The organism is Pseudotenacibaculum sp. MALMAid0570 (assembly GCF_040151415.1).
In the GTDB taxonomy this organism is placed as follows: domain Bacteria; phylum Bacteroidota; class Bacteroidia; order Flavobacteriales; family Flavobacteriaceae; genus Polaribacter.
Genome location: NZ_JBDKWF010000047.1, coordinates 136,042 through 162,567, shown reverse-complemented (window position 1 = coordinate 162,567; position 26,526 = coordinate 136,042). Strand labels below are relative to the sequence as shown.

The 26,526-nt window shown below is 32.4% G+C and carries 25 protein-coding genes; 9 read left to right on the top strand and 16 right to left on the bottom strand.

Annotated elements, in window-relative coordinates; translation table 11 throughout:
• The 3 genes from AAON49_RS07210 to AAON49_RS07200 are packed head-to-tail and all read right to left on the bottom strand — an operon-like array spanning position 1 to position 3,693.
• The gene (locus AAON49_RS07210) at positions 1–1,392 is read right to left on the bottom strand and encodes a bifunctional UDP-3-O-[3-hydroxymyristoyl] N-acetylglucosamine deacetylase/3-hydroxyacyl-ACP dehydratase (RefSeq protein WP_349553738.1); all 1,392 of its coding nucleotides are present in this window, start codon (positions 1,390–1,392) and stop codon (positions 1–3) included.
• Positions 1,385–2,425, bottom strand: coding sequence for a UDP-3-O-(3-hydroxymyristoyl)glucosamine N-acyltransferase (lpxD, locus tag AAON49_RS07205; RefSeq protein WP_349553736.1), 1,041 nt, complete (start codon positions 2,423–2,425; stop codon positions 1,385–1,387). The genes AAON49_RS07210 and lpxD overlap by 8 nt, the downstream gene beginning before the upstream one ends.
• 29 nt (positions 2,426–2,454) lie before the next feature.
• Positions 2,455–3,693, bottom strand: a complete 1,239-nt coding sequence (locus tag AAON49_RS07200) for an HD domain-containing protein (protein WP_349553734.1) — start codon at positions 3,691–3,693, stop codon at positions 2,455–2,457.
• Between the two features lie 150 nt (positions 3,694–3,843).
• Between AAON49_RS07200 and porX the strand changes: the two genes are divergently transcribed.
• The 5 genes from porX to AAON49_RS07175 all read left to right on the top strand — a co-directional run bounded on the left by porX (position 3,844) and on the right by AAON49_RS07175 (position 11,594).
• Complete coding sequence (gene porX, locus AAON49_RS07195; protein ID WP_349553732.1) at positions 3,844–5,391, top strand: T9SS response regulator signal transducer PorX; 1,548 nt, start codon at positions 3,844–3,846, stop codon at positions 5,389–5,391.
• Positions 5,392–5,414: 23 nt separating this feature from the next.
• Complete coding sequence (gene tsaE / locus AAON49_RS07190; RefSeq protein WP_349553730.1) at positions 5,415–5,831, top strand: tRNA (adenosine(37)-N6)-threonylcarbamoyltransferase complex ATPase subunit type 1 TsaE; 417 nt, start codon at positions 5,415–5,417, stop codon at positions 5,829–5,831.
• On the top strand, positions 5,828–7,024 hold the full coding sequence (locus AAON49_RS07185; protein ID WP_349553728.1) for an alanine dehydrogenase: 1,197 nt from the start codon (positions 5,828–5,830) through the stop codon (positions 7,022–7,024). Before tsaE ends, AAON49_RS07185 begins: the two co-directional genes overlap by 4 nt.
• A 90-nt stretch (positions 7,025–7,114) precedes the next feature.
• On the top strand, positions 7,115–11,167 hold the full coding sequence (locus tag AAON49_RS07180; RefSeq protein WP_349553726.1) for a choice-of-anchor L domain-containing protein: 4,053 nt from the start codon (positions 7,115–7,117) through the stop codon (positions 11,165–11,167).
• Positions 11,168–11,219: 52 nt separating this feature from the next.
• Positions 11,220–11,594: a DUF4258 domain-containing protein gene (locus AAON49_RS07175; protein WP_349553724.1), complete on the top strand. Its 375-nt coding sequence runs from the start codon at positions 11,220–11,222 to the stop codon at positions 11,592–11,594.
• Here the strand turns inward: AAON49_RS07175 and AAON49_RS07170 are convergent.
• The 3 genes from AAON49_RS07170 to AAON49_RS07160 are packed head-to-tail and all read right to left on the bottom strand — an operon-like array spanning position 11,591 to position 13,300.
• A complete protein-coding gene (locus tag AAON49_RS07170) occupies positions 11,591–12,178 on the bottom strand; it encodes a YdeI/OmpD-associated family protein (RefSeq protein WP_349553722.1) in 588 nt (195 codons plus the stop codon). The genes AAON49_RS07175 and AAON49_RS07170 overlap by 4 nt on opposite strands.
• A 3-nt stretch (positions 12,179–12,181) precedes the next feature.
• Complete coding sequence (locus AAON49_RS07165; RefSeq protein WP_349553720.1) at positions 12,182–12,592, bottom strand: VOC family protein; 411 nt, start codon at positions 12,590–12,592, stop codon at positions 12,182–12,184.
• A gap of 45 nt (positions 12,593–12,637) precedes the next feature.
• Positions 12,638–13,300, bottom strand: a complete 663-nt coding sequence (locus tag AAON49_RS07160; protein ID WP_349553718.1) for a TrmH family RNA methyltransferase — start codon at positions 13,298–13,300, stop codon at positions 12,638–12,640.
• 80 nt (positions 13,301–13,380) lie between these two features.
• Between AAON49_RS07160 and AAON49_RS07155 the strand changes: the two genes are divergently transcribed.
• Positions 13,381–14,064 carry an SIR2 family NAD-dependent protein deacylase gene (locus tag AAON49_RS07155; RefSeq protein ID WP_349553716.1) on the top strand — a complete coding sequence of 228 codons (684 nt, stop codon included), beginning with the start codon at positions 13,381–13,383 and terminating at the stop codon, positions 14,062–14,064.
• Here AAON49_RS07155 and AAON49_RS07150 read toward each other — a convergent pair.
• The 8 genes from AAON49_RS07150 to AAON49_RS07115 all read right to left on the bottom strand — a co-directional run bounded on the left by AAON49_RS07150 (position 14,045) and on the right by AAON49_RS07115 (position 19,279).
• A complete protein-coding gene (locus AAON49_RS07150; protein WP_349553714.1) occupies positions 14,045–14,512 on the bottom strand; it encodes a DUF6495 family protein in 468 nt (155 codons plus the stop codon). The two genes, AAON49_RS07155 and AAON49_RS07150, sit on opposite strands and share 20 nt — an antisense overlap.
• Before the next feature lie 58 nt (positions 14,513–14,570).
• The gene (rplI, locus tag AAON49_RS07145; protein WP_349553712.1) at positions 14,571–15,023 is read right to left on the bottom strand and encodes a 50S ribosomal protein L9; all 453 of its coding nucleotides are present in this window, start codon (positions 15,021–15,023) and stop codon (positions 14,571–14,573) included.
• A gap of 16 nt (positions 15,024–15,039) precedes the next feature.
• Entirely contained in the window at positions 15,040–15,339 is a 300-nt protein-coding gene (rpsR, locus tag AAON49_RS07140; protein WP_349553710.1) for a 30S ribosomal protein S18, read from the bottom strand.
• A gap of 3 nt (positions 15,340–15,342) precedes the next feature.
• Positions 15,343–15,684 carry a 30S ribosomal protein S6 gene (rpsF, locus tag AAON49_RS07135; RefSeq protein ID WP_349553709.1) on the bottom strand — a complete coding sequence of 114 codons (342 nt, stop codon included), beginning with the start codon at positions 15,682–15,684 and terminating at the stop codon, positions 15,343–15,345.
• 142 nt (positions 15,685–15,826) lie between these two features.
• The gene (locus AAON49_RS07130) at positions 15,827–16,690 is read right to left on the bottom strand and encodes a TraB/GumN family protein (RefSeq protein WP_349553707.1); all 864 of its coding nucleotides are present in this window, start codon (positions 16,688–16,690) and stop codon (positions 15,827–15,829) included.
• An 83-nt stretch (positions 16,691–16,773) separates the two neighbouring features.
• Positions 16,774–17,862, bottom strand: coding sequence for a hypothetical protein (locus AAON49_RS07125; RefSeq protein ID WP_349553705.1), 1,089 nt, complete (start codon positions 17,860–17,862; stop codon positions 16,774–16,776).
• A 24-nt stretch (positions 17,863–17,886) separates the two neighbouring features.
• On the bottom strand, positions 17,887–18,729 hold the full coding sequence (locus AAON49_RS07120) for a hypothetical protein (protein WP_349553703.1): 843 nt from the start codon (positions 18,727–18,729) through the stop codon (positions 17,887–17,889).
• Positions 18,719–19,279, bottom strand: a complete 561-nt coding sequence (locus AAON49_RS07115) for an RNA polymerase sigma factor (protein WP_349553700.1) — start codon at positions 19,277–19,279, stop codon at positions 18,719–18,721. Before AAON49_RS07115 ends, AAON49_RS07120 begins: the two co-directional genes overlap by 11 nt.
• Positions 19,280–19,401: 122 nt before the next feature.
• Here AAON49_RS07115 and AAON49_RS07110 point away from each other — a divergent pair, with 122 nt between their 5' ends.
• Positions 19,402–20,556: an NAD-dependent epimerase/dehydratase family protein gene (locus AAON49_RS07110; protein ID WP_349553698.1), complete on the top strand. Its 1,155-nt coding sequence runs from the start codon at positions 19,402–19,404 to the stop codon at positions 20,554–20,556.
• 63 nt (positions 20,557–20,619) lie between these two features.
• Here the strand turns inward: AAON49_RS07110 and priA are convergent, their stop codons facing one another.
• Positions 20,620–23,064, bottom strand: coding sequence for a replication restart helicase PriA (gene priA / locus AAON49_RS07105; protein WP_349554025.1), 2,445 nt, complete (start codon positions 23,062–23,064; stop codon positions 20,620–20,622).
• A gap of 64 nt (positions 23,065–23,128) precedes the next feature.
• Between priA and AAON49_RS07100 the strand changes: the two genes are divergently transcribed.
• Together AAON49_RS07100 and AAON49_RS07095 are read left to right on the top strand one after the other, a co-directional pair.
• Positions 23,129–24,367 (top strand): T9SS type A sorting domain-containing protein, encoded by a 1,239-nt coding sequence (locus tag AAON49_RS07100; RefSeq protein WP_349553693.1) that lies wholly within the window; start codon positions 23,129–23,131, stop codon positions 24,365–24,367.
• Positions 24,360–25,253, top strand: a complete 894-nt coding sequence (locus AAON49_RS07095; protein WP_349553691.1) for an alpha/beta fold hydrolase — start codon at positions 24,360–24,362, stop codon at positions 25,251–25,253. Before AAON49_RS07100 ends, AAON49_RS07095 begins: the two co-directional genes overlap by 8 nt.
• Before the next feature lie 75 nt (positions 25,254–25,328).
• Here the strand turns inward: AAON49_RS07095 and AAON49_RS07090 are convergent, their stop codons facing one another.
• Entirely contained in the window at positions 25,329–26,492 is a 1,164-nt protein-coding gene (locus AAON49_RS07090; RefSeq protein ID WP_349553690.1) for a THUMP domain-containing class I SAM-dependent RNA methyltransferase, read from the bottom strand.
• Between the last annotated feature and the right edge of the window lie 34 nt (positions 26,493–26,526).

The window sequence follows — 26,526 nt, the reverse complement described above, 5'->3', positions numbered from 1 at the left end:
TTATTTTCTTTTTGATATCTGCGCCATTAACTCTGCTTCTACTACTAACTTATTATTAGCATAACCATATGCTTGCATATGGGCAATTCCTCTTCTAATAGGAGTTAATAACTCACACTTAAATATTAAAGTATCTCCTGGTAAAACTTTTTGTTTAAACTTAACATTATCTATTTTCATAAAATAAGTAAGATAGTTTTCTGGATCTGGGACAGTGCTTAATACTAATATTCCTCCACATTGTGCCATAGCTTCAACTTGAAGAACTCCAGGCATCACTGGCGCTCCGGGAAAATGACCTACGAAAAATCCTTCGTTCATTGTTACGTTCTTCATCCCTACTACATGCTTATCAGATAATTCGATAATACGATCTACTAATAAGAATGGAGGTCTGTGAGGTAATATATCCATGATTTGATGAATATCCATTAAAGGAGGTTCATTTAAATCAATTTGAGGGATATTATTACGTTTTTCCATCTTAATCAACTTTGCCAATTTCTTAGCAAATTGAGTATTGACTAGATGCCCTGGTTTGTTAGCAATTACTTTACCTCTAATTCTAGTTCCTGTTAAGGCTAAATCGCCAATAACATCTAGCAACTTATGCCTAGCAGCTTCATTAGCCCAATGAAGAGTTAAGTTATCTAGAATTCCGTTAGGCTTAATTTTTATATGATCTTTTTTAAATGCTTTTTTTAATTTTTGCATAGTAGCATCAGATAGCTCTTTGTCTACATATACGATAGCATTATTAAGATCACCTCCTTTAATTAAATCGTTTTCTAGAAGCATTTCTATTTCATGCAAGAAACTAAAAGTTCTGGCTGCTGCAATTTCTTTTTTGAAATCTGAAATATTATCTAATGTAGCATTTTGAGTTCCTAAGATTTTTGTTCCAAAATCAACCATAGTTGTTACTTGGTACTCATCAGCAGGCATTAAAATAATTTCACTACCAGTAACATCATCCTTGTACGAAATTATTTCTTTAACTACATATTCTTCTATTTCTGCATCTAATTCTTTGATTCCAGCCTTTTCTAAAGCTTCAATAAAGAATTTAGAAGATCCGTCCATAATTGGAGGTTCAGAAGCATCTATTTCTATCAAGAGGTTGTCAATATCTAATCCAACTGCCGCTGCTAAAACATGCTCAGAAGTTTGAATTAGAACACCGTTCTTTTCAAGGTTTGTTCCTCTTTGCGTATTCACTACATATTCAGCTTTTGCCTCAATAGTTGGTTTTCCTTCAAGGTCAACTCTAACAAAGGCAAATCCATGATTTTCTGGGGCTGGCTTAAATGTAAGTGTTACGTTGTTTCCAGTATGCAATCCTACACCTGATAAACTTATTTCGTTTTGTATTGTTTTTTGTTTTTTACTCATCATCTACGTTTTGAGTATTGAATTCTTTTTCTATTTTATTAATCGTCTCTACTATCTTAGGCAAGTTTCTAAAGTATACATATGATTTGTTGAACTCAGAATACCCAAAAGCAGGTGTTCCTTGAACAACTTCATTATCCTTAAGACTCTTTGATATACCTGATTGTGCTTGAATTCTTAGATTGTTTCCTAAATTCAAATGTCCTGCAATACCAACTTGCCCACCAATCATACAGTTCTTACCAACTTTGGTAGAGCCTGCTATTCCTGTTTGTGCTGCTATTACTGTATTCTCTCCAATTTCTACATTGTGAGCTATCTGAATTTGGTTATCTAGTTTTACTCCTTTTCTAATAATTGTAGAACCAAGTGTAGCTCTGTCAATTGTAGATCCAGCTCCTATATCTACATTATCTTCTATAATAACATTACCTGTTTGAGGTACTTTATTAAATTCTCCTTTTTCATTTGGAGCAAATCCAAAACCATCAGAGCCTATAATCACACCAGAATGAATAGTACAATTATTACCAACTTCAGATTCTGAATAAATCTTTACTCCTGAAAAAATTATACAATTATCTCCAATAATAACATTATCACCAATATACGAATTAGGATATATCTTAACATTATTACCAATTTTAACATTATTTCCTATGTAAGAAAAAGCTCCTATATATTCGTTTGCACCAATAATGGCTGATTCAGATATAAAATGAGGTTGTTCTCTACCTTCCTTGTTGTTTTTTACTTGATTGTAAAATTCCAACAGTTTAGAAAAAGATTTATATGCATTGTCTACTTTGATTAAAGTAGTAGACACTTCTTTTTCTAACTCAAAATCTTTATTAACTATGGTAATAGAAGCTTCTGTAGTATATAAATATGAATTATACTTTGGGTTAGATAAAAAGGTTAAAGATCCTTTTTTGCCTTCTTCAATCTTAGAAAGTTTGGAAACTTCTTCATTTGGGTTTCCCTCAATCTCACCTTCTAAGATTTGAGCTATTTGTTCGGCTGTAAATTTCATCTGTGGCAAAAGTAAAAAAAAACTTAAGATTAGGCTAATCTCATTTTCTTAGGATAACAGATAAAATGCTTGGTTACTGGTTTTGACAACGCTTGTAAATTCAATTGATCTGATGCTTTTGCAATATCCTTTAGTTTTCCTTTTTTATTTAAAATTTTGATTGGTTGTTTTTTGTTATAGGCTTGGTTTGAAATTTCTCCGGTAAATACAAAATAAGTAGCCTCACTTTTATGAAGTTCATTCTTATCTAAAAATTGATCTATTATTTTATCTTGATTTTGCTTAGATATTTTTTTATCCTGAATCTCAATCTTTAATAATTCTCTATCAACAATCATTGAAGATAACTTGCTAAGTACTTTATCTGAATGATTTGTCCATTCTTTTATTGCTGACAATAAATCATAATCATCTAACCTAGAGAAAATATCTAGAACTTGATTATCAAAATTCTCTTCATTTATCTTATTGTAGAGAAAGAAAGACAATGCTTTACTTGCAAATAACGTTACTTTTTGTTCTGCAAGTTCTTTAGCTCTCATAAGCACCTTTACCAACATATGCTCTGCAACTATACCTGTTTTGTGTAAGTACACTTGCCAATACATTAATCTTCTAGCTATCAAGAATTTTTCAACAGAATAAATTCCTTTTTTCTCTATGACTAGTTCATCATCTACGACATTCATCATCGCTATCAATCTATCGGAACTAATATTACCTTCAGCAACACCTGTATAAAAACTATCTCGTTTTAAATAATCTAATCGATCAATATCTAATTGGCTTGAAATTAATTGATGTAAAAACTTGCGAGGGTATTTATCAGTGAATACTTGAATAGCCAAGTCTAATTGCCCTTCAAACTCTTCGTTTAACTTGTGCATGAATTTTAATGAAATTTCCTCATGAGTAATTCCACTAACAATACTATGCTCCAGTGCATGTGAAAAAGCTCCGTGTCCAATATCATGCAATAGAATAGCAACACACAATGCATTTTCTTCTTCTGAAGATATTTGAATTCCTTTTACTCTTAAAACTCGAACTGTTTTTTGCATCAAATCTAAGCAACCTACAGCATGATGAAACCTTGTATGATTAGCTCCAGGATATACTAAATTTGATAACCCCATTTGAGAAATACGTCGTAATCTTTGAAAATAAGGATGCTCAATAATATCGAAGATTAAACTGTTGGGTATTCTTATGAATCCGTATATAGGATCGTTAAGTATTTTTAATTTGTTTGTTGAAGTCTTTTTCAAACTTTGTTTTTAGAATTATTACTACAAACTAATAGCAAAAATTAATGATTCCAAAGGTACAATATTTTAATTGGGAATATTTTATCATTTTGTACGTGTAATAACCATAACAAATGAATAATTTTAACGTTTTAAAAGAAATTTCTCTTTATGAATAAAATACAAATATTGTGGGTAGATGATGAGATAGATTTACTAAAACCACACATCCTTTTTTTAGAACAAAAAAATTATAGTGTTACAACTTGCACAAATGGTACAGATGCAATAGAGCTTGTTGATGAAGAGAATTTTGATATTGTTTTTTTAGATGAAAACATGCCTGGTATTACTGGTTTAGAAACTTTATCTGAAGTCAAACAAAAGAAACCGAATCTTCCTGTAGTTATGATCACTAAAAGTGAAGAAGAATATATTATGGAAGAAGCTATAGGTTCTAAAATATCAGATTATCTAATTAAGCCTGTAAATCCAAATCAGATATTATTAAGTTTGAAAAAGAACTTAGATCATTCAAGATTAGTCTCAGAAAAAACAACCTCTAGTTATCAACAAGAGTTTCGTAAGATTTCAATGGATCTTGCCATGGTAAATTCTTATGAAGAATGGATAGATTTATATAAGAAATTAGTTCATTGGGAATTAGAGTTAGAAGACATTAATGATACTGGAATGCTTGAAATACTTGAAAGTCAGAAATCTGAAGCTAATAACTTATTTTTCAAGTTTGTAAAAAAGAACTATCAAGATTGGCTTACTTCAGATGATAAACCAACGTTCTCTAATACTCTATTTAGAAATTATGTTGTGCCTCATTTAAATAAAGACCAAGGTGTTTTATGGGTAGTCATTGATAATTTAAGATACGATCAGTATAGAGTTTTAGAACCTTTTATTAATAATCACTTTAAAAAGGAAGAAGAACATTCGTACTTAAGTATTTTGCCTACTGCTACTCAATATGCAAGAAATGCCATGTTTTCCGGTTTAATGCCTTCTGAAATGGAGAATAGATTACCAGATTATTGGAAAAATGATACTGATGAAGGCGGTAAAAACATGTATGAAAATGAATTTTTAACAGATCAAATAAGAAGATTAAATCTTTCTATTAAACACGAGTACTATAAAATTGTTTCTTTAAGAGACGGAAAAGATTTGGCAACAAATTATAATGGAACCAAACAAAACGATCTTACAGTTGTTGTATACAATTTTGTTGATATGCTTTCTCATTCCAAAACTGAAATGGAAGTTATCAAAGAGTTAGCTGGTGATGATAAGGCATACCGATCATTAACTTTAAGTTGGTTTAAAAATTCTCCTTTGTATGACATCATTCAAAAAGCACAACAATTAGGTCAGAAATTAATTGTTACAACAGACCACGGAACAATTAATTGCAAACACCCTTCTAAAGTAATTGGAGATAAGAATATTAGTTCAAATTTGCGTTACAAAACTGGTAGGAGTCTTAGCTATGAAGAAAAGGATGTTTTTGCAGTAAAAAACCCAAAGGATATCTTTTTACCCAGTATTACATTTAATAGTCCGTTTGTCTTTGCCAAAGAAGATTTATTCTTTGCATATCCTAATAATTACAATCATTTTGTAAAATACTATCGTAACACATATCAACACGGAGGAATTTCTTTAGAAGAAATGATTATTCCTTGTTCTATTTATAGTCCTAAATAAGGATAGTTTTATAGTTTTGCGATATGAATAAAAACTATTCGCTATCAGGTTTAAATCAAATAGCAAAAGATGTTATTGAAAAGTCAAAAAGCAAAAAGATTTTGTTTTATGGCAATATGGGAGTAGGAAAGACAACTCTAATTAAAGAAATATGTAAAGAATTAGGTGTTAAAGATGTAATCTCCTCTCCTACTTTTTCATTAGTTAATGAGTACAGAACTCAAAATAATGATATAGTATACCACTTTGATTTTTACAGAATTGATAATGAAGAAGAGGCTTATGACATTGGAATAGAAGATTATTTTGATTCAAATGCTTGGTGTTTTATAGAATGGCCAGAAAATATTCAAAATTTACTACCTTTAAAGTCAACAGAGATTTACTTAGAACAAGTAAGTAATGATCACCGCAACATTCAACTAAAATCGTTTTTATGAGTTCATTCTCACCTTTTAGCAAAGAAGAGTTACTTCCACAAGAAGAAAAGCTTGAAATTAAGAAACAAAAAGGAGAATTATTTATTGGGTTACCCAAAGAAACTCACTTTGAAGAACGAAGAGTTTGTTTAACACCTGATGCGGTAGCGGCATTAACTGCTCACGGTCACAGAATTGTTGTTGAGACTGGTGCCGGTGAAGGTTCTAATTATTCAGACAAAGAATACTCAGATGCTGGTGCAAAAGTATCCTATGATGTAAAAGAAGCTTTTGCATGTAGTATTGTTTTAAAAGTAGAACCTCCTACCTTAAAAGAAATCGAACTTATAAATCCTCAGAGTATTCTAATCTCTGCTTTGCAGTTAAAAACTCAAAATAAAAAATACTTTGAAGCACTCGCTAAAAAGAGAATCACTGCAGTTGCTTTTGATTATATAAAAGACGAACATGGTGTATACCCTGTTGTAAAATCATTAAGTGAAATTGCAGGAACAGCTTCAGTTCTAGTAGCTGCCGAATTAATGACAAGTGTGAATCAAGGAAATGGATTACTTCTCGGAAACATTGGTGGTGTACCACCTACCGATGTTGTAATTTTAGGTGCGGGAACTGTTGGAGAATTTGCAGCTAGGTCTGCATTAGGACTAGGTGCAAGAGTAAAAGTATTTGACAATTCTATTACCAAATTAAGAAAACTACAGCACTGCTTAAACTCTCCTATTTATACATCTACTGTACAACCAAAAACACTTGCAAAAGCATTAAGAAGATGTGATGTTGCTATTGGTGCAATTAGGGGGAAAAACCGTTCACCTGTCATAGTAACAGAAGCCATGGTTGAACAAATGAAAGAAGGTTCTATAATAGTAGATGTAAGCATAGATAGAGGGGGGTGCTTTGAAACCTCAAAAGTTACAACTCATTCTAAGCCAACTTTTGATGCACACGGTGTGATACACTATTGTGTTCCTAATATTCCTTCTCGTTATGCTAGAACTGCATCTTTTTCAATAAGTAATATTTTTACCCCTTATTTATTAAATATTGCTGAAGAAGGAGGTTTTGAAAATGCTGCTAGATTTGATAAGAGTTTACGTAATGGAATGTATTTCTATCATGGTATTCTAACAAATAAAACAGTTGCAGATTGGTTTGATCTTCCTTTTAGGGACATTAATTTGCTAATCATTTAAATCAGAAAATAAGTTACATTGAGAATTTCCCCCAAAATAGCGGCAAAAAGAATTATCCTTCTTTTTGTGTTCTTCTTTGGAAGTAAACTTATGTCATCTCAAACAATCTCTGTTGATGACACGGGATATAGCGCACAACAATTGGTAGATTTATTATTATCTACTTCCTGTGCTACAAATTCAAACATTAGTATCTCCTCTAATCAATCAGTTGCCTACTTTAACGGTAATGGATCTACTTTTCCTATTTCTGAAGGAATTATCATACGAAGTGGATTGGCTAGCAATACTGCTGGAATCTATACTGGAAATGGATTAGACAGTCAAGTAACAACAAATGGTGATGCAGATTTACAAGCAATTAGTGATCAATCTGGTCAATCAGCTACAATAACTGATGCTGCTTTCTTACAGTTTGATTTTGTTCCTTCATCCACTAGTTTTTCTTTCGATTTCCTATTTGCTTCCAACGAATATGGAGAATGGCAATGTGGTTTTAGTGATGTATTTGCTTTTCTATTAACAGATTTAAATACTGGAGTTACCACAAATCTTGCTATAATACCAGGAACTACTACACCTATTTCTGTACGAGATATTAGAGATAATCAATATAATTTGTCGTGTAATTCTGTAAACCCTGAACTATTTAGTACCTACAATGTAAATGACCCAGCCAACTCTGCATTGAATATGAGAGGTCATACGGTAGTTTTAAATGCCTCATCAAGCGTCATCCCTAATAATCCTTATAGAATAAAACTTGTTATTGGGGATTATAATGACTCTGATTTTGACTCTGCTGTTTTTATAGAAGCTGGAAGTTTTAATACAGCTCTAGATATTGGACCTGATCAAGAATTATGTGATGGTGATGATATTTTTCTAGATTCAGGATATACAAATACTACCGACTTTAGTTATGAATGGCGAAGAAATAATGTTGCTATTCCAGGAGAAACAAATCCTTCTTTAACAGTAACACAATCTGGAACATACGACCTTATTATTACAACTATTGCTACTGGTTGTGAGCTCACAGATCAAGTTATTATTTCCGATTTATCTGTAAATGCTCCAAATGATCTTTTAGAATGTGATACAGGAAACACAGTTACATTCAATCTAACTCTTAATGACCATACTGTATTAGGATTAGACCCAAATGAATATGATATTTTCTATTATGATTCTTTAGCTAATGCAAACAATAACATTCCTATAGACAATGGGCTTATTAGCGCATTCCCTGCCGTAGGTGGTGAAACTATTTATGCAAGGATTCAAAATAGGAATACAAGTAATTTTTGTAGTTTAATTTTAGATTTTGAACTTTCTGTTGCGGCAATACAGGCAACAATGCCTAATGACTTTATTGTTTGTGAATCTGACACTACTGTTGATTTACCAACACAAGTAGAGGCACAGATATTAAATGGGTTGAATCCCGCCAACTATACTATACTTTATTTTACATCAGAAACTGATGCTCAAAATAATATCAATCCAGTTGCAAATCCTTCGTTATTCCCTTTACCTGGAGGAACAGCTCCTATTGATATTTGGGCTAGACTTATTGATAACACAAACCCTGTATGTTTTGATGTTACTAGTTTTACAATCAACATAAGCCCTTCGCCTGATGTTGATGATCTGGATGATGTATTTGTTTGTACAGAATACACGCTACCAACTTTAACTAATGGAAACTACTTTACAGCTTCTGGTGGAACAGGAACACAGTTAAATGCTGGTGATTTGATTACAAATCAAACAACAATTTTCATCTATAATGAAAATGCTGATGGTTGTTTTAGTGAAACGAGTTTTATTGTTTATATGGCAGATGAATACAATATGGAAACTGAGTATTGTGGTGAGTTTATTGTTCCTTCATATCCTGATGCACAATTCTATACTGAAACCGGAGGACCTAATGGAACTGGAACAGTAATACCGGCTGGAACAATTTTTAATAATGATATTACTATTTTTTTCTATGCTGAACCTAATGGAACTTTTTGTGTAGAAACTCAATTTGATATTCAAGTTCATCCTTTACCTATTGTTGAACAAAGAGACGATGTTATTACTTGTGATTCTTATACGCTTCCTCCTGTAATTAATGGTGAACAATATTTTACTGAAGCAGGTGGTACAGGAACCGAATTATTCCCTGGAGATCAAATAACTTCAAGTCAACTTATTTATTTGTGGGGAATTGATGCAATCACATTATGTACTGATCAAACTTCTTTTAATATTACTATTATTGATACTAGTGTTTATCAAGATTTAGATGCTTGTGGTGTTTATACAGTTCCTACCGAAGCGTTAGGAGGGTATTTCACGCAACCAATGGGTGGTGGAACTTCTATTCCAGCTGGGACAGAAATTACTAGTTCTCAAACGATATATTATTATGCTAGTGAAGTAACAACAGCACCTAATTGTACAGATAATATTGAAATAGAAGTTACCATTAATCCTATACCTCCAGTTGATGAATTAGACGATATTCTAAGATGTCAGGATGATTTACCTACCTTACAACCTTTAGTCAATGGTCAATATTTCACAGAGTCTGGTGGATTAGGAACTCAGCTTTTACCAGGAGATCAAATTAGCTCATCGCAAACAATTTATATTTATAATACCAATGCTTTCTGTGATGCTGAAACAAGTTTTAATGTTGAAATACGACCTTTCCCATTAATAGATAATTTTACAGATATTTTTAGTTGTGAACCTTATACATTACCTGTTCTTAGTAATGGGCAATACTATACAGAAACAGGTGGCCCTAATGGTATTGGAGTTCAAATGAATGCAGGTGATATTATTTCTGAAACTCAAACTTTATATATCTATAATGAGTATGCCGATTTAGCTGGTTGTAGTAGTGAAAATGTTTTCACTATTAATATATTAGGAATTGAAGTAGATGAACCTGCTGATGCTATTGCTTGTTTAACCTATGAACTCCCTCCTTTAACTGTTGGAAATTATTTTACTGAATCTGGTGGTCTAGGAACTCAACTAAATGCTGGAGATATCATCACATCTACTCAAACTATTTATGTGTATGCCGAAAATGGTGATCGATTTGTTTGTAGTGATGAACATCAATTTACAGTTACAATTTTTGAAGAACCTGTGCTTCCTCCTCTCCCACACTTAGAAGCGTGCGAAAGTATTACTCTTCCCACATTAAATATTCCTGGAGTTACAGTTGAATATTATAGAAGACCGAATAGAGTTGATTTAATTGCTCCTTCAGATTATACAATTACTGCCCTAGGATCAAGAATTATTTATGTATATGCTTACCAAAATGGTAATCCAGACTGTTCTACAGAAACTTTTTTCCAAGTAACTGTTTTCCCTTTGCTAGATCTAGAAATTCAAGGAGGAACTATCTGTGTAGATGCTGAGACAGGAGAAACTAGAAATCCTCTTTTATTAGAATCAGGCTTAGATCCTAATGAATTTACAGTGAATTGGTATTTAAATGGAGCTTTAGTTGGTACAGGTCCTAATTACAATGCAATAGAAGAAGGCACATATGTAGTTGAAACAACAAAACTTACTGCAGATATAGGCGCTAATTGTAACTATAATCCAACAGAAGTAGTTGTGAATAGTTCAACCCCAAGGTTTGAAATAAATTTCTTGACAGGTGTTTTTGCTCAAACTTCTATTGTTGAAATTCTTACAATAGATCCAGGATTGGGTTATTATGAGTTTTCATTGGATAATGGTATTTTTCAAGAGTTTAACAAGTTTTACAATGTTGCACCAGGCACTCATACAATAACAGTAAGAGACTTATCAGGTTTGTGCGGTGACTTTGTTTTCGAATTTATGGCTTTAGATTATCCTAAATTCTTTACTCCTAATGATGATGGAATCAATGATACATGGAATATCTATGATTTAAGAAATAATTCTGAAGCTACCATAAAGATATTTAACAGATTAGGAAGGTTAGTATCTGAAATAAAAACGAATGGAAATGGTTGGAATGGTTACAATAATAGCGGTAAAAAAGAACCTTCTTCCGACTATTGGTTCCTTGTTGAATTTATGCACAATGGAGTTCCAACTAAATTTGAAGGGCATTTCTCTTTATTAAGGAAATAAATTTCTCGCTATATTCAGAAAATACAACTAATTTTGCTGTCAAATTTTTAGAATGAAATTATTAAAACGAGTTGGATTTTATTTAATCGGAGTTACCTTCGGAAGCATTATTGTTTTGTTTATTTGGAAAGGAAAAGACGTAGCTTTTCCTTATGGCCCAGATGCTAGAACTTTAAGTTCAATTCGTAAGAAAACACTTCTTTATTCTGAAAATGCTGAAAAATCTATGAAGGAGTTTGAAATTGATTCTACCTATATCAAAGCAATTCTTGTGAGCGGTGATGTTTCTTTTGGAAAAAGTGAGCCTAGAAAAAAACCTTGCGCAGAATATTATATCTCAGGAACACATAACGAAAAACAAGTTGATTTTTATGTTATTCGTTGCGATTCTACTGCTACTATAGATAAAGTCTGGTTAAAGAATTAGCAGTTTTTATACTTGTCATACAATCCTTTATTTTCTAAAATCATAGGAATAATTTTCTCTAAACGAGATTGTTTGGTTGCTTCTCTTTTTGCTTCTGATATATGATCTGCATATTCTCTCTTTTTACTTAAAGTAAAAGACTCATACATTTCCTTTAATTTAGGGTTATTATCAAGTTCTTTTTGCAATAACTCTGGTACAATCAAAGGTTTCTTCTTAGGTTTAATTACTTTCCCTTGATCTTTATTTTCTAACGCTTCTAAGACGTACTCACGAACCAAATCTTCATCAATCTCTTCTACAGAATTGAATCGCCACTGACGCATGGCTGAGGTTTTACCTTCTTGAGCATTAATCAATACTTTATTTTTATCTTTTAGTAAAGCACCTTGTATAAACCACAATCCGAAATAGTTTTTAAAAGCAGACATTCCTACTATATTCTTTCCTCCATTTGTATAAAAAGGCGAACCCCATTTAATAGTCTCTTCAACAGGCAATTTTTTTAAGATTGCTCTAAGTGTATTTAATCCTTCACTCCAAGCTTCCTTCTTCTGAATATAATCTGTAACTCTTTGATCCATAACTTATCCTTTATGTGGAGTACTAATCATCCACTGTATTCCATATCTATCAATTAAACTTCCAAATTTTCCGCCCCAAAATACATTTTGAAATGGCATGGTAATCTGTGCACCTTCAACTAGTTTGTTAAAAAATTCTTCTCCTTGTTCTTCACTATCGGCACCAATAGATACATGGTAAGCATTCCCTTTCTGTACAGGTTCATTAAAGACATCAGCCGCTTTTAATTCGGCTCCATTTTCCATACTTAAAGTCATATGCATAATTTTGCTTTCAGTTCCTTTTACAATGTATTGAGGTGGACCATCAGCATATCGCATTACTACAGTAAATTCACCTCCAAAGACTTGTTGATAAAAGTTCATCGCTTCTTCGCAATTTCCATCAAATGATAAATACACATCACATTTCATTATCTGTTATTTTAAGTTTGATATAAAGTTATAGAATTTTAGGCTTTATTTAGAAAGATAATGTTTCTTGATTTTCTCAACATTTTTAATGGATTTTTCAATCCACTCCTCATATAAAACTTCTTTCTCTTTATGAGACAACTCCCAATTTATTTCTGATTTTCGTAGACGAGAGGTTAAGTTTTCAAGAATAATTGCTGCTGCAACTGAGATATTTAAGCTTTCTGTGAATCCTACCATTGGTATTTTCAGATATCCATCTGCATTCTCCAAGGTATAATCTGAAACTCCTTCCTTCTCTACTCCAAAAACAAATGCCGATTTTTTTGAAATGTCAAAATCATGCAGGTAACAAGAATCGTTATGAGGTGTAGTTGCAATAATCTGATATCCTTGCTTTTTTAACTCATCAAAGCATTGAGAAGTGTTATTTGTATCATTATTATATTGATGGAAACTTAGCCATTTTTGTGAACCCTTGGCTACATGTCTAGATACTTTACTAGTGTAAGTGTTTTCTATAACATGAATATCCTGAACTCCAAAAATATCACAACTTCTCACCACTGCACTTGAATTGTGTTGCTGATAAATGTTTTCTAATACAACTGTGAAGTGTCGTGTTCTACTATTTAAAACTTGACGAAAAAGGTTTTTCCTTCTTTCTGTCACATAACCTTCTAAATATGTCAATAAATTTTTATCCATGAAATTGTTTCATTCAAACAAACATACTAAAATTTCTTACTTTTAGAATTGTTATTATTACTATAGTATAAAACAAAATAATGAAGAAACTTGTTGTTTTAACTGGCGCTGGAATGAGCGCAGAAAGTGGTATTAAAACCTTTAGAGACGCAGATGGGCTTTGGGAAGGTCATGATGTGATGGAAGTTGCTACACCTGAAGGTTTTGAAAGAAACCCTGAATTAGTTTTAGAATTTTATAATCAAAGACGCAAGCAGCTTAAAGAAGTGAATCCTAATGAAGCGCACAAAGCTCTTGCAGAGTTAGAAAATCTTTTTCAAGTAACCATTGTTACTCAAAATGTAGATGATTTGCATGAAAGAGCTGGAAGTTCTGAAGTTTTACATCTTCATGGTGAGTTAAGGAAAGTACGTAGTACTCAAGATTCTAATTTAGTATATCATTGGGAAGATGATCTTGTTTTGGGAAATAAATGCAAAAAGGGCTCTCAATTAAGACCTCACATTGTTTGGTTTGGTGAAGCTGTTCCAATGATTGAAAGAGCTATAGAAATTGTAGAAAGAGCCGACATACTCGTAATTATAGGTACTTCTATGCAAGTATATCCTGCGGCAAGTCTTATCCATTATATTCAAAGTAGTGTACCAATATTCTTTATTGATCCAAAACCCAATATCAATCAGAATGATTATCGCAACCTAACAGTTATTGAAGACACAGCTGTTGGTGGGATTAAAACACTGCTTAGGAAGTTAATCGATTAAAATATTCAAACAATTCTCCTTTAGAAATTTGACTTCCTTTTTCAATAAGGTCAAAAAGCTCTTCATTTCTATTTGTTTGATATTCTTTATTTCCTTTAAAGTATTCTACAGAATCGTCTTTAGGATTTTTAAGCAACCATTCATATCCTTCTTTTGACAGTAAATCAACTTCTTTATGTACCTGCACAACAATTCTTGAAATTGATTCTTCCTCTGTCTTAAACAGATTGATTGAATTTTTAGAGAAATGTTCTAAATATTCTATTTTAGATAATACATCTTCCCAAACCAAATCGCTAAACAAATTCAATTCTTCTTCGGCTAACTTTGGATTGGTTTCTTTGATGTTATTCCATTCGTTAACATCAATCTTTTGCGTTGCTAAAAATTGTGCAAACTCATGGTGCAACGACTCAAATTGTTCTTTTGTAAGTTGTCTGTACTTCATAATATGAAACAAAAAAGCCTACCAAATACGGTAGGCTTTTTATTCTAATCGTTAACGATTATTTTTTTTCTGCTACTACTTCAAAAGTAATATCAGCAATTACATCTCTGTGTAATCTTACAGAAGCGTTGTATTTACCTAATCTTTTTACAGAACCTCCAATAACTTTGATAAATTTCTTATCAATTTCAGTTCCAGATTTAGCAATTGCTTCAGCAAGATTGATGTTGTTTACAGAACCAAATAATTTGTCTCCTGTACCAACTTTAGATGCAATCTTAATATCTAATCCTTTGATTGTTTCTGCCAATTTGTTAGCATCTTCAATCAATTTAGCTTCTTTATGAGATTTTTGCTTTAAATTTTCAGCTAATACTTTCTTTGCAGAAGAAGTAGCTAAAACAGCATAACCTTGAGGAATTAAATAGTTTCTACCGTAACCATTCTTAACAGTTACAACATCATCTTTAAATCCTAAATTTTCTACGTCTTGTTTTAATATCAATTCCATAATTCTACTTCTTTAATTATTTCAACATATCACCAACGTAAGGCATTAATGCTAAATGACGAGCTCTTTTGATAGCTTGTGCAACTTTACGTTGATATTTTAATGAAGTTCCTGTTAAACGTCTTGGTAAGATTTTACCTTGTTCGTTTACTAAATACATTAAGAAGTCAGCATCTTTGTAATCGATATACTTAATACCGCTTTTTTTGAAACGACAGTATTTTGCTTCTTTTTTAGTTTCGATGTCAAGCGGAGTCAAGTATCTTACTTCACCTTGCTTGTTTCCTTTTGCTTGTTGTTCAATAGATGATGCCATGTCTTACTTTTTTGATGATTTAACACGTTCTCTTCTTTTTTCAGCCCAAGCTGCAGCGTGCTTGTCTAACTTTACAGTTAAATAACGCATAACGCTGTCGTCTCTTCTGAATTCTAATTCGAATGACGAAATAGCTTCACCAGCTACTTTGTATTCTAATAAGTGATAAAAACCACTCTTTTTCTTTTGGATTGGGTAAGCTAATTTTTTTAAGCCCCAGTCCTCTTTCGAAATCATTTCGGCACCTTTAGAAACCAAATAGTCCTCAAACTTTTGTACTGTTTCCTTTATCTGAGTATCAGATAAAACGGGATTCAAAATGAAAACAGTTTCGTAATGATTCATAATTGTTATTAATTAATGTTTATTTTGAGGGTGCAAATATAGTGACTTTTTTCATTTCAACAATAGGAAAATACTATATAAAACAAAAGGAATCAAAAAGTATATTTTCCTGATTCCTAGTGTTTTTATTTATTGAGAAGATTTACATCACAGGAGTAACCGTGTATCCTGCTTTTCTTAAGAGTTTGATTACGCCATTTTCGCCAGCCAAATGTCCTGCGCCTACACCGAAAAAAGTAGGCTTTTCTTTAGATAATGCCTTTATTTTTGGTATCCAATTTTTATTTCTGTCATCCAATAATTTATCCATATTCTTAGACATATAGCTGTCTGTATCATCACTTATCATCTTAAGCAAGCCGTTAATATCTTCATCTTTATACACTTGCATCATTTTTATGGTATTAGCTTTATCACTAGCAAGATTATCCTTCGCACTTCTTACTAAATCTTTTACCTGTTCTTTATATGGGATTTCATCGAAAACTTTAAGTTGAAATTGAAATGTTTCTAACCCGATTACTTCTTCTTTTTGTTCTTTTGCAATTTTCATTAGCTCTTCTTCTATAGATTCTATAGGGCAGTCTAATAGTGTAGGATAGAAAGAAGCAGACAAGAAAAACGGTTTTACCCTTTCCATCATTTTTACAGACATTCCTAGATTTTTAATAAACAATGAATCAATAAGCTGATATTCTTTATCGTCTACAAAATCTTTGAGCGTTTTGTTATCACTCATAAACATACTTTTCACCATTTGAGATTGCATCTCTGGATCATCCATATCTAATTCTAGGACTAACTGACTTGTTTCATCTAATGCTTTTTTTACTTTATTACTTAAAGTTGCATCACATAAAATGTGCATTGTTCCAAATAAATAAGAGGGTTGCTCTAATCCGTTTCCAGAAATTTTCCAAAGGTTCGAATTCTCTAGTTTTTGACCAAGAACTGATCCTGTAGATACAATCAAAAATCCTAGAGCTAATAAAAAGTGTTTTTTCATGGTTGTAAATTTACAACCATTAGTAGCATCTAATGAAATAATGTTACAAAAAAAACCGAATCTAAAAAGATTCGGCTTTAAATTTAATCTAAATCAAAACGGACACCCATTGAGATATTTCTAGTTTCAGTTCCTTTAAATAAGGGATTCAAATCGTATTTCACATACAAACCACAGCTTCTATAAGCTAGATATGTACTTATTCCGTAGTTGTAAATATTGGTATTAAAACTTCCTCTTTGTAATTCTTCTATTTTTGTACCAGAAGCATTTCTATACTCTAGGTATTGTCTTGTTCCCATTTTAAATCCAACAAAACCTCCAATTCCGAAACGTATAGATCTATTTCTGTAATCTCTAAAAGTTCCGTCATCATATTCTCTGTCCTTCGAAAAATCAAACTCTAAATGCATCGGAAAAGTCATTTGTACATGTCGCAATCTGCTTTCAGATGTTGAGAAAGGAAATGTTTGCAGTTCTGTTTGAGAACCATTTACTACGTGATATTGATTTCCATCTGGTCTTAAATTATTCCATAAAACAGATAGACCATATTTTAAATAGGTTTGTGAAGCTTTCTCAGTTAATCTATACTTAAACGTGAAACCTACTTCATAAAATCTAGATTTCCAGAACTTATAAGGGTTCCCATCTAATGAGGATAGTTTGTGATCTACCAATACATTATTTGCTCCCATAGCAAAAACAAACTGACTGGTTGTTCTTCTGGTCCACCTTCTCTTCCATCTTCTTTTTCTGCGTTCTTGACGTTGATAATAATCCTCATCAGTGAGTCTAAATTGAAAGGTTCTTCCTCCTATAGAGAATGTACTTTCTTCATAGTAACGATCTTCTCCCAAAATTTTTCCATCTATTTTATCTTGTACTAACTGTTGTATTTTTCTCTCTTGAACAGCTACCAAAACTTCTATTTGTTTTGCATGATATTTCGCTGCAGACTTTTTTAATTCATCAGCTTTTGTTTTGGTGATTTTTCCTTCTTCTAATTGAAGATTAATTTCTTTAACCTTCATCTTTAAAGAATCTTTTTGCTGCTGCGTTATCCTATCTATTCTATTTGATATTTTTTTTACTTCGCTTTCAAAGGTTCTTTCCTGTGACATGGCAATAGTTGTACTAAACAACACTAGTATGATTAGTATTCTTTTCATCTTTTTAAATCTTAAATTTTGTTTTTAATTGTTTCTGTTAGCAATGGCGGTAGCTACATCTGAAACTCTTTTTTTGATGAATTGGTAAAAATTATTCTGAAAACTCTCTTCATTTACATCTCGTTCTACTTCTGCGAGGATGGTATTAGCATCTATGGTAAGGCTCGATTTTTTCAATTCTTTCTCAATTAAATTCAAAACCTTCTTTCTATCTATTTTGTACTGAGCGTAGTAAGCTCTTACATCTTCTCTAGAATGTGTTACTGAATATAACAAGGCATCACTATCTACAGTAATTCCTGAAGGTTTTTTCTTTACATTTTTTTCTTTAACAACCACATTCTTCTCTATAGGATTGGTTTGAGTAATATGTGTTTCTTCTTTGTTTAACTCTTTGATTTTTTGTTGAACATCAATTTTTTTAGTCTCTTTTGTTTCTATTGCATCTACTTTCTTAGCAATTGTAGTTTCTGTTTGTACTTCTCTAAAAGATGGAATTGATTTCTTTTGAATAAGTTTTTCTTCTCTTTTTTTTACAACTTGAACTTTGTTTTCTACAATTACATTATTTTCAGAAGGAGTTGTCGTAAATTCTTTGCTTTTATCTATAATAGGTTCTTTTACTTGTTCTTCAACCAACTTATTCTCTGGAATAGATTCTTTATTATTCTTCTCTTGAAGAAAAAAGAACAGAGAAACAATTAACAAAATTGAGGCCGCATAGCCTACGTATAAAAACCAACTTTTCTTTTTCTTCTGTTCAACAACATCAAGTTTAGCAGACAAACGTTCCCAAGCTGAAGCTGAAGGTTGTATCTCTCTACCTTGCAATTTTTCTCTAATCTCTCTATCCAAATTATTTTCCATCATTGCTTATCTGATTCATCTTTATATAATTCTCTTGCAACCACTTTCTAGCTTTAAATAATTGCGATTTTGATGTACTCACAGTAATTCCTAGTTCTTTAGAAATTTCTGCATGTTTATAGCCTTCAATAGCATATAAATTAAACACCATTTTATATCCTTCTGGTAAACCATCAATGAGTTTTTGTATATCTTCAACAGAAGTGTTTTCTAAACTCTCTGTTGCATAATCATTATATACATACTCTTCATCGGTTGTTTTAATAGGATTTTTTTTTCGTAGATATGATAGACATGTATTTACCATAATTCTACGTATCCAGCCTTCAAAACTTCCTTCGTGTTTGAATTTGTGTAAATGAGTAAAGACTTTCAAAAATCCTGACAACATCAATTCTTCAGCATGATGATTGTCTTTTACATACCGTCTGCAGACACCCAACATCTTCGGTGAAAACTCATCAAAAATTTGTTGTTGAGCTTCTCGATTTTGTTGAATCGCTTTTTTAATGGTCGACTTTTGCGATGTATGTAATGGAATAATTTTCAATCCGAATGTTTCGTTTTTACCGCCTTACAAATATAGAGACTACAGCTTTTTAAAAAGGGTTGCTTGTTCATCATTTTTTTTCTGTAGCTTAGTAATCAATTCAACCTTAAAACTTGTCAATCATGAGCAATACAAATAAATCAAGAAGGAAGTTTATTAAGAATTCTTTACTCTTTGGGATTAGTATTCCTCTCATAGGTCAAGGTTTGTACTCTTGTGTTAGCAACAATGATTCCAAAAAACTAAAAATATTAATTCTTGGAGGTACAAGTTTTTTAGGACCACATCAGATAGCTTATGCAATTTCTAGAGGTCATTCTGTAACTACATTTACACGTGGAAAAACAAAATCTACGATACATAAAGAGTTATTTAGTCAAGTAGAACAACTTATTGGAGATAGAGAAGACAACTTAACAGCCTTAAAGAATAGAAGCTGGGATGTTATTATTGACAATTCTGGGAGAAAAACAGAATGGACAAAGAAAACAGCCAATTTACTAAAAGAAAAATCTGGAATTTATCTTTATATCTCTTCTACTGGAGTTCATTTTCCATATTTAAAAGCTGGATTAAATGAAGAATCTGAAGTAGCTCTAAGTGTACCGGAAACCTTACCTAAAGACTATATGAAAATGAGTTATGATTATGGTGTAATGAAAGCCACCTCAGAATTAGAAGCTCAAAAAGCGTTTGGTAAAGATAGAACCATTGTTGTAAGACCTACTTATATGTTTGGCCCTGGAGATTTAACTAATCGGTTTATTCACTGGCCTATCAGATTAGCAAAAGAAGGTGAGATTTTGGTGCCAGGTAGAAAAGAAGATCCCGTTCAATATATCGATGTCAGAGATGTAGCAGAATGGTGTATTCGTTTGGCTGAAAACAAAGCAGCTGGTACTTATGCCGCTGTGGGCCCTGCTCAAAAAGAAACTATCCAAGATTTTGCTAAAAAAGCACAAAAGACATTTGATATACAGAACGAATTGGTTTTTGTGGACGATTATAAATTCCTAGAAGAAAATGGTGTTTACTATATTGTACCTTGGATACTTGAAGATGAGTATGGTTATGGTTCTGCACGTATAGATAATACAAAAGCTAAAGAAAACGGATTGACATTTCGTAACCTAAATACGTCAATTAAAGAAACACATGATTGGTGGTATTCAGATGCGCTTACTCAAGAACTACGTGATAAATTTGAAAAAAACTCACGAGGAGTGTATGCCAGAGAACAAGAGTTATTAAAAAAATGGAAAGAGTTGAATTCTTAATTGGAATTTAGAATTTGTTTTTACTTAAGAAAGCTTTTCATTCGCCATTAAAAATTCATAATTCTAGTAGGCATCCACATCTACAATAAAGCGAATAGGTCTAAAATCAGCCACTGCTTGAAAGGTATTTTTAATCTTAGCTATTTGTTGTTTAGTTTTTCCTAAAGATTGCTTGGGAGGAATTTTAATGACTAAATTTTTGATGTACTGATTTCGTATTCTAGAAACAGCTGGTGCTGAAGGTCCCAATACATTCTCCTGAAATACATTTTGCAAAGCTTTTACCAACCAATTAATACCGGCATCTACTTTTTGGTAGTCTTTATGTTTCAACGTAATCTTAATGAGTCTATAATACGGTGGATAATGAAATTGCCAACGATCTTGTAATTGCTCTTTATACATGGCTGTATAATCTGTCGTAGATACTTGTTGTAAGATTTGATGATAAGGGTTGTAGGTTTGAATCATCACCTTGCCTCTTTTTTGAGAACGCCCTGCCCTACCTGAAACTTGTACCATCAATTGAAAAGCTCTTTCATGAGCTCTAAAATCAGGGAAATTTAACATGGTATCTGCATTAAGAATTCCAACTAAAGAAACATTGTCAAAATCCAGTCCTTTAGATAACATTTGTGTCCCAACTAAAATATCAATCTCTCTAGCTTCAAAAGCGCCTATGATCTTTTGATAACCATATTTTCCTCGTGTTGTATCCAGATCCATCCTTCCTACATTATGATTGGGAAATAGCTCTTTTAATTCTAATTCTATTTGTTCGGTTCCAAAGCCTTTTGTGTCTAACTGATTACTACCGCAAGCTCCACAACTATTAGGCATAGCACGTTGATAATTACAGTAATGACATCGTAATTCATTTTTAAACTTATGAAAAGTTAAACTCACATCGCAATTGGGACATTGAGGGGAAACACCACAAGTTTTGCATTCTACTATTGGAGAAAATCCACGTCTATTCTGAAATAAAATCACTTGCTCTTTTTCATCCAACGCTTCTTGAACTTGTTTGATCAGCGTATCTGAAAAATGTCCATTCATTTCTCGTTTACGATGTTTCTCTTTTATATCGATCAGTTCTATCGTAGGCAATTGAACATTCCCATAACGTCTATTGAGTTCAATAAAGCCATATTTCTTCTCTTGAGCGTTAAAGTAACTTTCTAATGAAGGTGTTGCAGAACCTAATACTATTTTTGCTTGATGCATTGCAGATAGTACTATTGCTGTATCTCTTGCATTGTATCTAGGAGAAGGTTCAAACTGCTTATAAGACGTCTCATGTTCTTCATCAACAACAATTAATCCTAAGTTAGAAAAAGGTAAAAAAATTGACGAGCGTGCTCCTAAAACTATCTGTGCTTTGGGTTTGTTATCTAATACATTATTCCAAACTTCAACCCGTTCGTTCATCGAATACTTAGAATGAAAAACAGAAATTTGATTTCCAAAGTAATTCTGTAATCGAGTAATAATTTGCGTAGTTAAAGCTATTTCTGGTAACAAGAACAAAACTTGTTTTCCTGTATCTAAAACTTCTTGTATTAATTTTGTGTAGACTTCTGTTTTACCAGAGCTTGTAATTCCGTGTAGTAAGGTTACATCTTTATCTTGAAATGAATCTTTAATTTCTTGTAAAGCTGTTTCTTGAAATTCATTGAGTTCTTTTAAAGCATTAGTTTCTCCTTTGTAGGAAATACGATCTGTTTGAATATGATAAAATTCAAAAATTTCTTTGTCTACTAAAGCTTTAATAACCGCTTTAGAAACTCTAGCTTGCTCTTCAAGAGTTTTTGCTTTGATTGGTTTTTTAGAAGTTGCCAACTGAAAATAGCTAAGCACCGCTTCTCGTTGTTTCTTAGCTCTCGATAATTCCTCCAGTAAAGGTTCTAAATAACTTTCATTGCTATACTGTGAATGCAAACGTACATATTTAACCAACTTTGGTTTGTACTGTTCGTAAATCTCTTCTTTGATATAAATTGCAGACTTCTGAATCAATTCATTGATGATAGGCAACACCTTATTTTTCCCTAAAATATCCGAAATTTGATGCACGGTTAATTGAGATTGGTGCTGTAAAGCTTCAAAAATCAGAAACTCGTCATCATTGAGAATTTCTTCATTTTGAAAAGCTTGATTCCTATAAATAATGGTTTCACTTTCCAATAAAAATGCTGAAGGCAAAGCTGCTCTATATACATCGCCCAGCGCGCACATATAATAGTTAGATATCCACTGCCAATGTTTTAATTGAGTTTCATTAACGATTGGTTTTTCATCTAGAATTTGCAGTATGTCTTTGGCTTCATACAATTCAGGAGGGTTTTGATGAATTTCAAACACCAATCCTGTGTACATTTTGGTATTACCAAAAGAAACTGCCACACGCATTCCTTTTTTCACAAAACCAAACTCTGCCTCTGTTACCGAATAGGTAAAGGTTTTCTGAATTGGAATGGGTAATATGACGTCTATGAAATACTGCAAAGTTGTGTTCAAAACTACTGAATTTTCACTACATTGTAACATCTAATTAACTAAACCGAAAATTATGAAAAGGATATCATTCTTACTGATGTTCTTAATCAGTATAGTTTCCTATACACAAACCGATTCAGGTGATTTAGAAGTCTATCTTAATAATATTATTTCCAACATGCCTGGTGACTCTGGAAACGATTATACAATTCCAAGCAATGCAAATTTAACTACTTGGGAAAACTGTATTACTAGCTTACTCTCGGGAGATCTTACTACCGCAAGAACTCATGCAGATGCTGTGAATTATGAAATTGTTTTGTATACAGATACAGCTTTTTCTCCAAGCATTAATAATTATTATGTGTTGAAAGAAAAGAGCAGTCCCACAAACTATTGGGGAACTTATGTTTTTCTTCAAGCAGCTGCTTCTAATGAAATGGTCATACAAGCTCCGCATTCAGATCATGATTTTAACACGGGCAAACAAGCCATCTACAGCTTTGTGCGTCTCCAAAACTTTGCGCTGTTTTTAAATGGTACACATCGTTGTAATCACAATCAGGCATCCACATGTAGCGGTACCACTTCAGTATGTAGTGGTTCTTCAGAAGCATTTAAGGTTTCAGATTTGGCACACAATACAAATTCAGTATTTCAAAAAACTACTGAAGTTATCTATAATACATATTCAACATCAGTTTTTGTTCAATTACATGGATTCACCAAATTGGCTTCAGATCCTTATGTGATCTTGAGTAACGGAACGGATCAGACTCCTTCTGGAACTGATTATGCTTTGGAATTAAAAAATGCCTTATCTAATGAAGATGCAACCCTAACATTTCAAATTGCTCATATCGATAATTGGACGCGTTTGGTAGGATTTACAAATACGCAAGGAAGATACATCAATCAAAGCGCTAATCCCTGTAATTTATCTGCCACTTCTTCAACGGGAAGGTTTGTGCATGTAGAACAAGAAAAAAGTAAATTGAGGCAAGATGCCACTGGTTGGGAAAAAATGCATCAGGCACTGAATACTGTTTTTACAGGAACTGTAAGTGTAGATGATTACGTAAAAATTCAATTTAAAACCGAAAACCCTTTTCAAAATTCTATTGAGTTTTCCGCGGATGGTGTAAAGAGTTTTTCACTGTATTCGTTAGTAGGAAAAGAAATCTATTCACAAATGAATACCGCAAATATTTCAGGCTTCTTTATCAATACAAGTCAACTTCCCCACGGTATATACCTCTTAAAAGTTACTACAGACAAAGGGATTGCAAATAAAAAGTTGATTCGTGAATAGCCTTGATTGGAAAAAACTGGGAAACTACCATACTATTGATGGTCATCAACTTTTTGTTATTGATACGAAAAAGATGCAATCAACCTTGGCCATGCATCATGAAGAATATCGCAAAGATTTTCCTGTGATGGTCTTTTTACATGGATATCCCACTTCTACTTTCGATTACTATAAAGTCTTTCCTGAATTATCTGAACATTATCGTTTGGTTATGCATGATCATTTAGGGTTTGGGTTTTCTGACAAACCCAAAGATGTCTCATATTCCTTAATGGATCAAGCTGATAGAGCCTTAGAGCTCTGGCAAAGCTTGGGATTAAAAAAAGTAACCTTGTTTGCTCATGATTACGGAACTTCTGTAGCTACCGAAATCATTGCAAGGCATAATGCTAGAGAAATTGATCTTGACATTGAACAGTTAATTCTATGCAACGGAAGTATACATATTGAACTATCACAATTAAGAACTATCCAGAAATTATTGAAACATAAGTTCTGGGGAAAATATGTGGCAATGCTTACCAATTATCCCATTTTTAGAAAGAATATGCGAAATATTTATTTCGACAGATCAAAAGTAACTGATCATGAGTTACGAGAAATGTGGAACCTACTTGAGTTAAATGGAGGTAGAAAAGTGATTCATAAACTCACTCAATACATCGCTGAGCGCTATGAATATTGGGATCGTTGGGTTGGTGCTATTCAATATACTCAAATTCCTACGAAGATTATCTGGGCAAAAAATGATCCAATTGCTGTTCCTGAAATTGGTGAATTATTAGCTTCAGAAATTCAAAATAACGAATTGAACTGGATGGAAAACACAGGTCATTTTTTAATGTTGGAGAATCCAAAAGAATGGATCAAACTCATTTTAAAATAGTTGTCATTTCGAAATGAGTTTTATTATAAAATCGATTGAGAATTCTAAAAAAGTAACTGCAAAAAGAATGACATGTTAATTGTCTAATTTCTTCGCCTTCCTTGATCCTTCATACAATTCATATTTGACAAATCGACAATCGAGATCTGCATTTTTTAATTCAATGCGCTTAGAAGTACGTAATCCTACATGTTTTAATGCTTGGATGTCAGAAGTAATCATCCATGCTGTTGATCCTGAATAGTTATGTTTTAAGGTATCCCCTATTTTTCTATAAAATTCTTCAACATCTATATTCAACCGTTCACCATATGGTGGATTGAATAAAATGGTAGTGTTTCCAAATACTTCTTTTGTGGAGTTGAAAAAGTTAACATGATGAACTCCAATAAACTCTTCTAAATTGGCATTGATAATATTTTGCTGCGCTTTCCTCACAGCCGACGGAGCTTTATCAAATCCCATAATTTTAAAGTGAGAACTTCGAATTTTCTTCAATAAAGAATCTTGAATGATAAAATACAAATCTTCATCATAATCTTTCCAATTTTCAAAAGCGAAATGTTTTCTATTGATATTGGCAGGAATACGATTAGCTACCATTGCTGCTTCAATTAAAATAGTTCCAGAACCACACATTGGGTCAATAAAATTCTCATCTCCTGTATAGCCTGAGAGTAAAACTAATCCCGCTGCCAATACTTCGTTGATTGGTGCAATATTGGTAGCACTTCTATATCCGCGCTTGTGCAAGGAATCTCCTGAAGAATCTAGAGAAATGGTACACCAATCTTTTTGAATGTGTACATGAATCTTAACATCAGGATATTTTAAATCTACATTGGGACGTTTGCTGTATTTATGGCGGAAATAATCGGCAATAGCATCTTTAGATTTTAAAGAGATATAATGCGAATTAGAAGTAAAATTCTTGGAATTCACTACAGCTCCAATAGCAAAAGTTCCCTCTACATCAAGATACTTTTCCCATTTGATCTTCTGAATAGCCTCATACAAATCTTCTTCATCATAAACTTTACAAGTTTTAATTGGCTTTAGGATACGAATCGCAGTACGTAAAGCAATATTAGCTTTGTAAAGAAATCCTTTATCTCCACGAAAAGAAACACTTCTTATAGACTCTTTGATGTCTTTAGCTCCTAATTTTCGTAATTCATCAGCTAATACTCCTTCTAAACCTTTTAAAGTAGTGGCCGTCATTTTAAAATCTTGATTCATGTAAGATAATTTGCTCTGCAAAAGTACACTTTAT

Bases quoted from the DNA above. Each gene is read 5' to 3' on its own strand.
- AAON49_RS07210 (WP_349553738.1), bottom strand. From the start codon at position 1,392: ATGAGTAAAAAACAAAAAACAATACAAAACGAAATAAGTTTATCAGGT.
- lpxD (WP_349553736.1), bottom strand. From the start codon at position 2,425: ATGAAATTTACAGCCGAACAAATAGCTCAAATCTTAGAAGGTGAGATT.
- porX (WP_349553732.1), top strand. From the start codon at position 3,844: ATGAATAAAATACAAATATTGTGGGTAGATGATGAGATAGATTTACTA.
- tsaE (WP_349553730.1), top strand. From the start codon at position 5,415: ATGAATAAAAACTATTCGCTATCAGGTTTAAATCAAATAGCAAAAGAT.
- AAON49_RS07185 (WP_349553728.1), top strand. From the start codon at position 5,828: ATGAGTTCATTCTCACCTTTTAGCAAAGAAGAGTTACTTCCACAAGAA.
- AAON49_RS07180 (WP_349553726.1), top strand. From the start codon at position 7,115: ATGTCATCTCAAACAATCTCTGTTGATGACACGGGATATAGCGCACAA.
- AAON49_RS07175 (WP_349553724.1), top strand. From the start codon at position 11,220: ATGAAATTATTAAAACGAGTTGGATTTTATTTAATCGGAGTTACCTTC.
- AAON49_RS07170 (WP_349553722.1), bottom strand. From the start codon at position 12,178: ATGGATCAAAGAGTTACAGATTATATTCAGAAGAAGGAAGCTTGGAGT.
- AAON49_RS07165 (WP_349553720.1), bottom strand. From the start codon at position 12,592: ATGAAATGTGATGTGTATTTATCATTTGATGGAAATTGCGAAGAAGCG.
- AAON49_RS07160 (WP_349553718.1), bottom strand. From the start codon at position 13,300: ATGGATAAAAATTTATTGACATATTTAGAAGGTTATGTGACAGAAAGA.
- AAON49_RS07155 (WP_349553716.1), top strand. From the start codon at position 13,381: ATGAAGAAACTTGTTGTTTTAACTGGCGCTGGAATGAGCGCAGAAAGT.
- AAON49_RS07150 (WP_349553714.1), bottom strand. From the start codon at position 14,512: ATGAAGTACAGACAACTTACAAAAGAACAATTTGAGTCGTTGCACCAT.
- rplI (WP_349553712.1), bottom strand. From the start codon at position 15,023: ATGGAATTGATATTAAAACAAGACGTAGAAAATTTAGGATTTAAAGAT.
- rpsR (WP_349553710.1), bottom strand. From the start codon at position 15,339: ATGGCATCATCTATTGAACAACAAGCAAAAGGAAACAAGCAAGGTGAA.
- rpsF (WP_349553709.1), bottom strand. From the start codon at position 15,684: ATGAATCATTACGAAACTGTTTTCATTTTGAATCCCGTTTTATCTGAT.
- AAON49_RS07130 (WP_349553707.1), bottom strand. From the start codon at position 16,690: ATGAAAAAACACTTTTTATTAGCTCTAGGATTTTTGATTGTATCTACA.
- AAON49_RS07125 (WP_349553705.1), bottom strand. From the start codon at position 17,862: ATGAAAAGAATACTAATCATACTAGTGTTGTTTAGTACAACTATTGCC.
- AAON49_RS07120 (WP_349553703.1), bottom strand. From the start codon at position 18,729: ATGGAAAATAATTTGGATAGAGAGATTAGAGAAAAATTGCAAGGTAGA.
- AAON49_RS07110 (WP_349553698.1), top strand. From the start codon at position 19,402: ATGAGCAATACAAATAAATCAAGAAGGAAGTTTATTAAGAATTCTTTA.
- AAON49_RS07100 (WP_349553693.1), top strand. From the start codon at position 23,129: ATGAAAAGGATATCATTCTTACTGATGTTCTTAATCAGTATAGTTTCC.
- AAON49_RS07090 (WP_349553690.1), bottom strand. From the start codon at position 26,492: ATGAATCAAGATTTTAAAATGACGGCCACTACTTTAAAAGGTTTAGAA.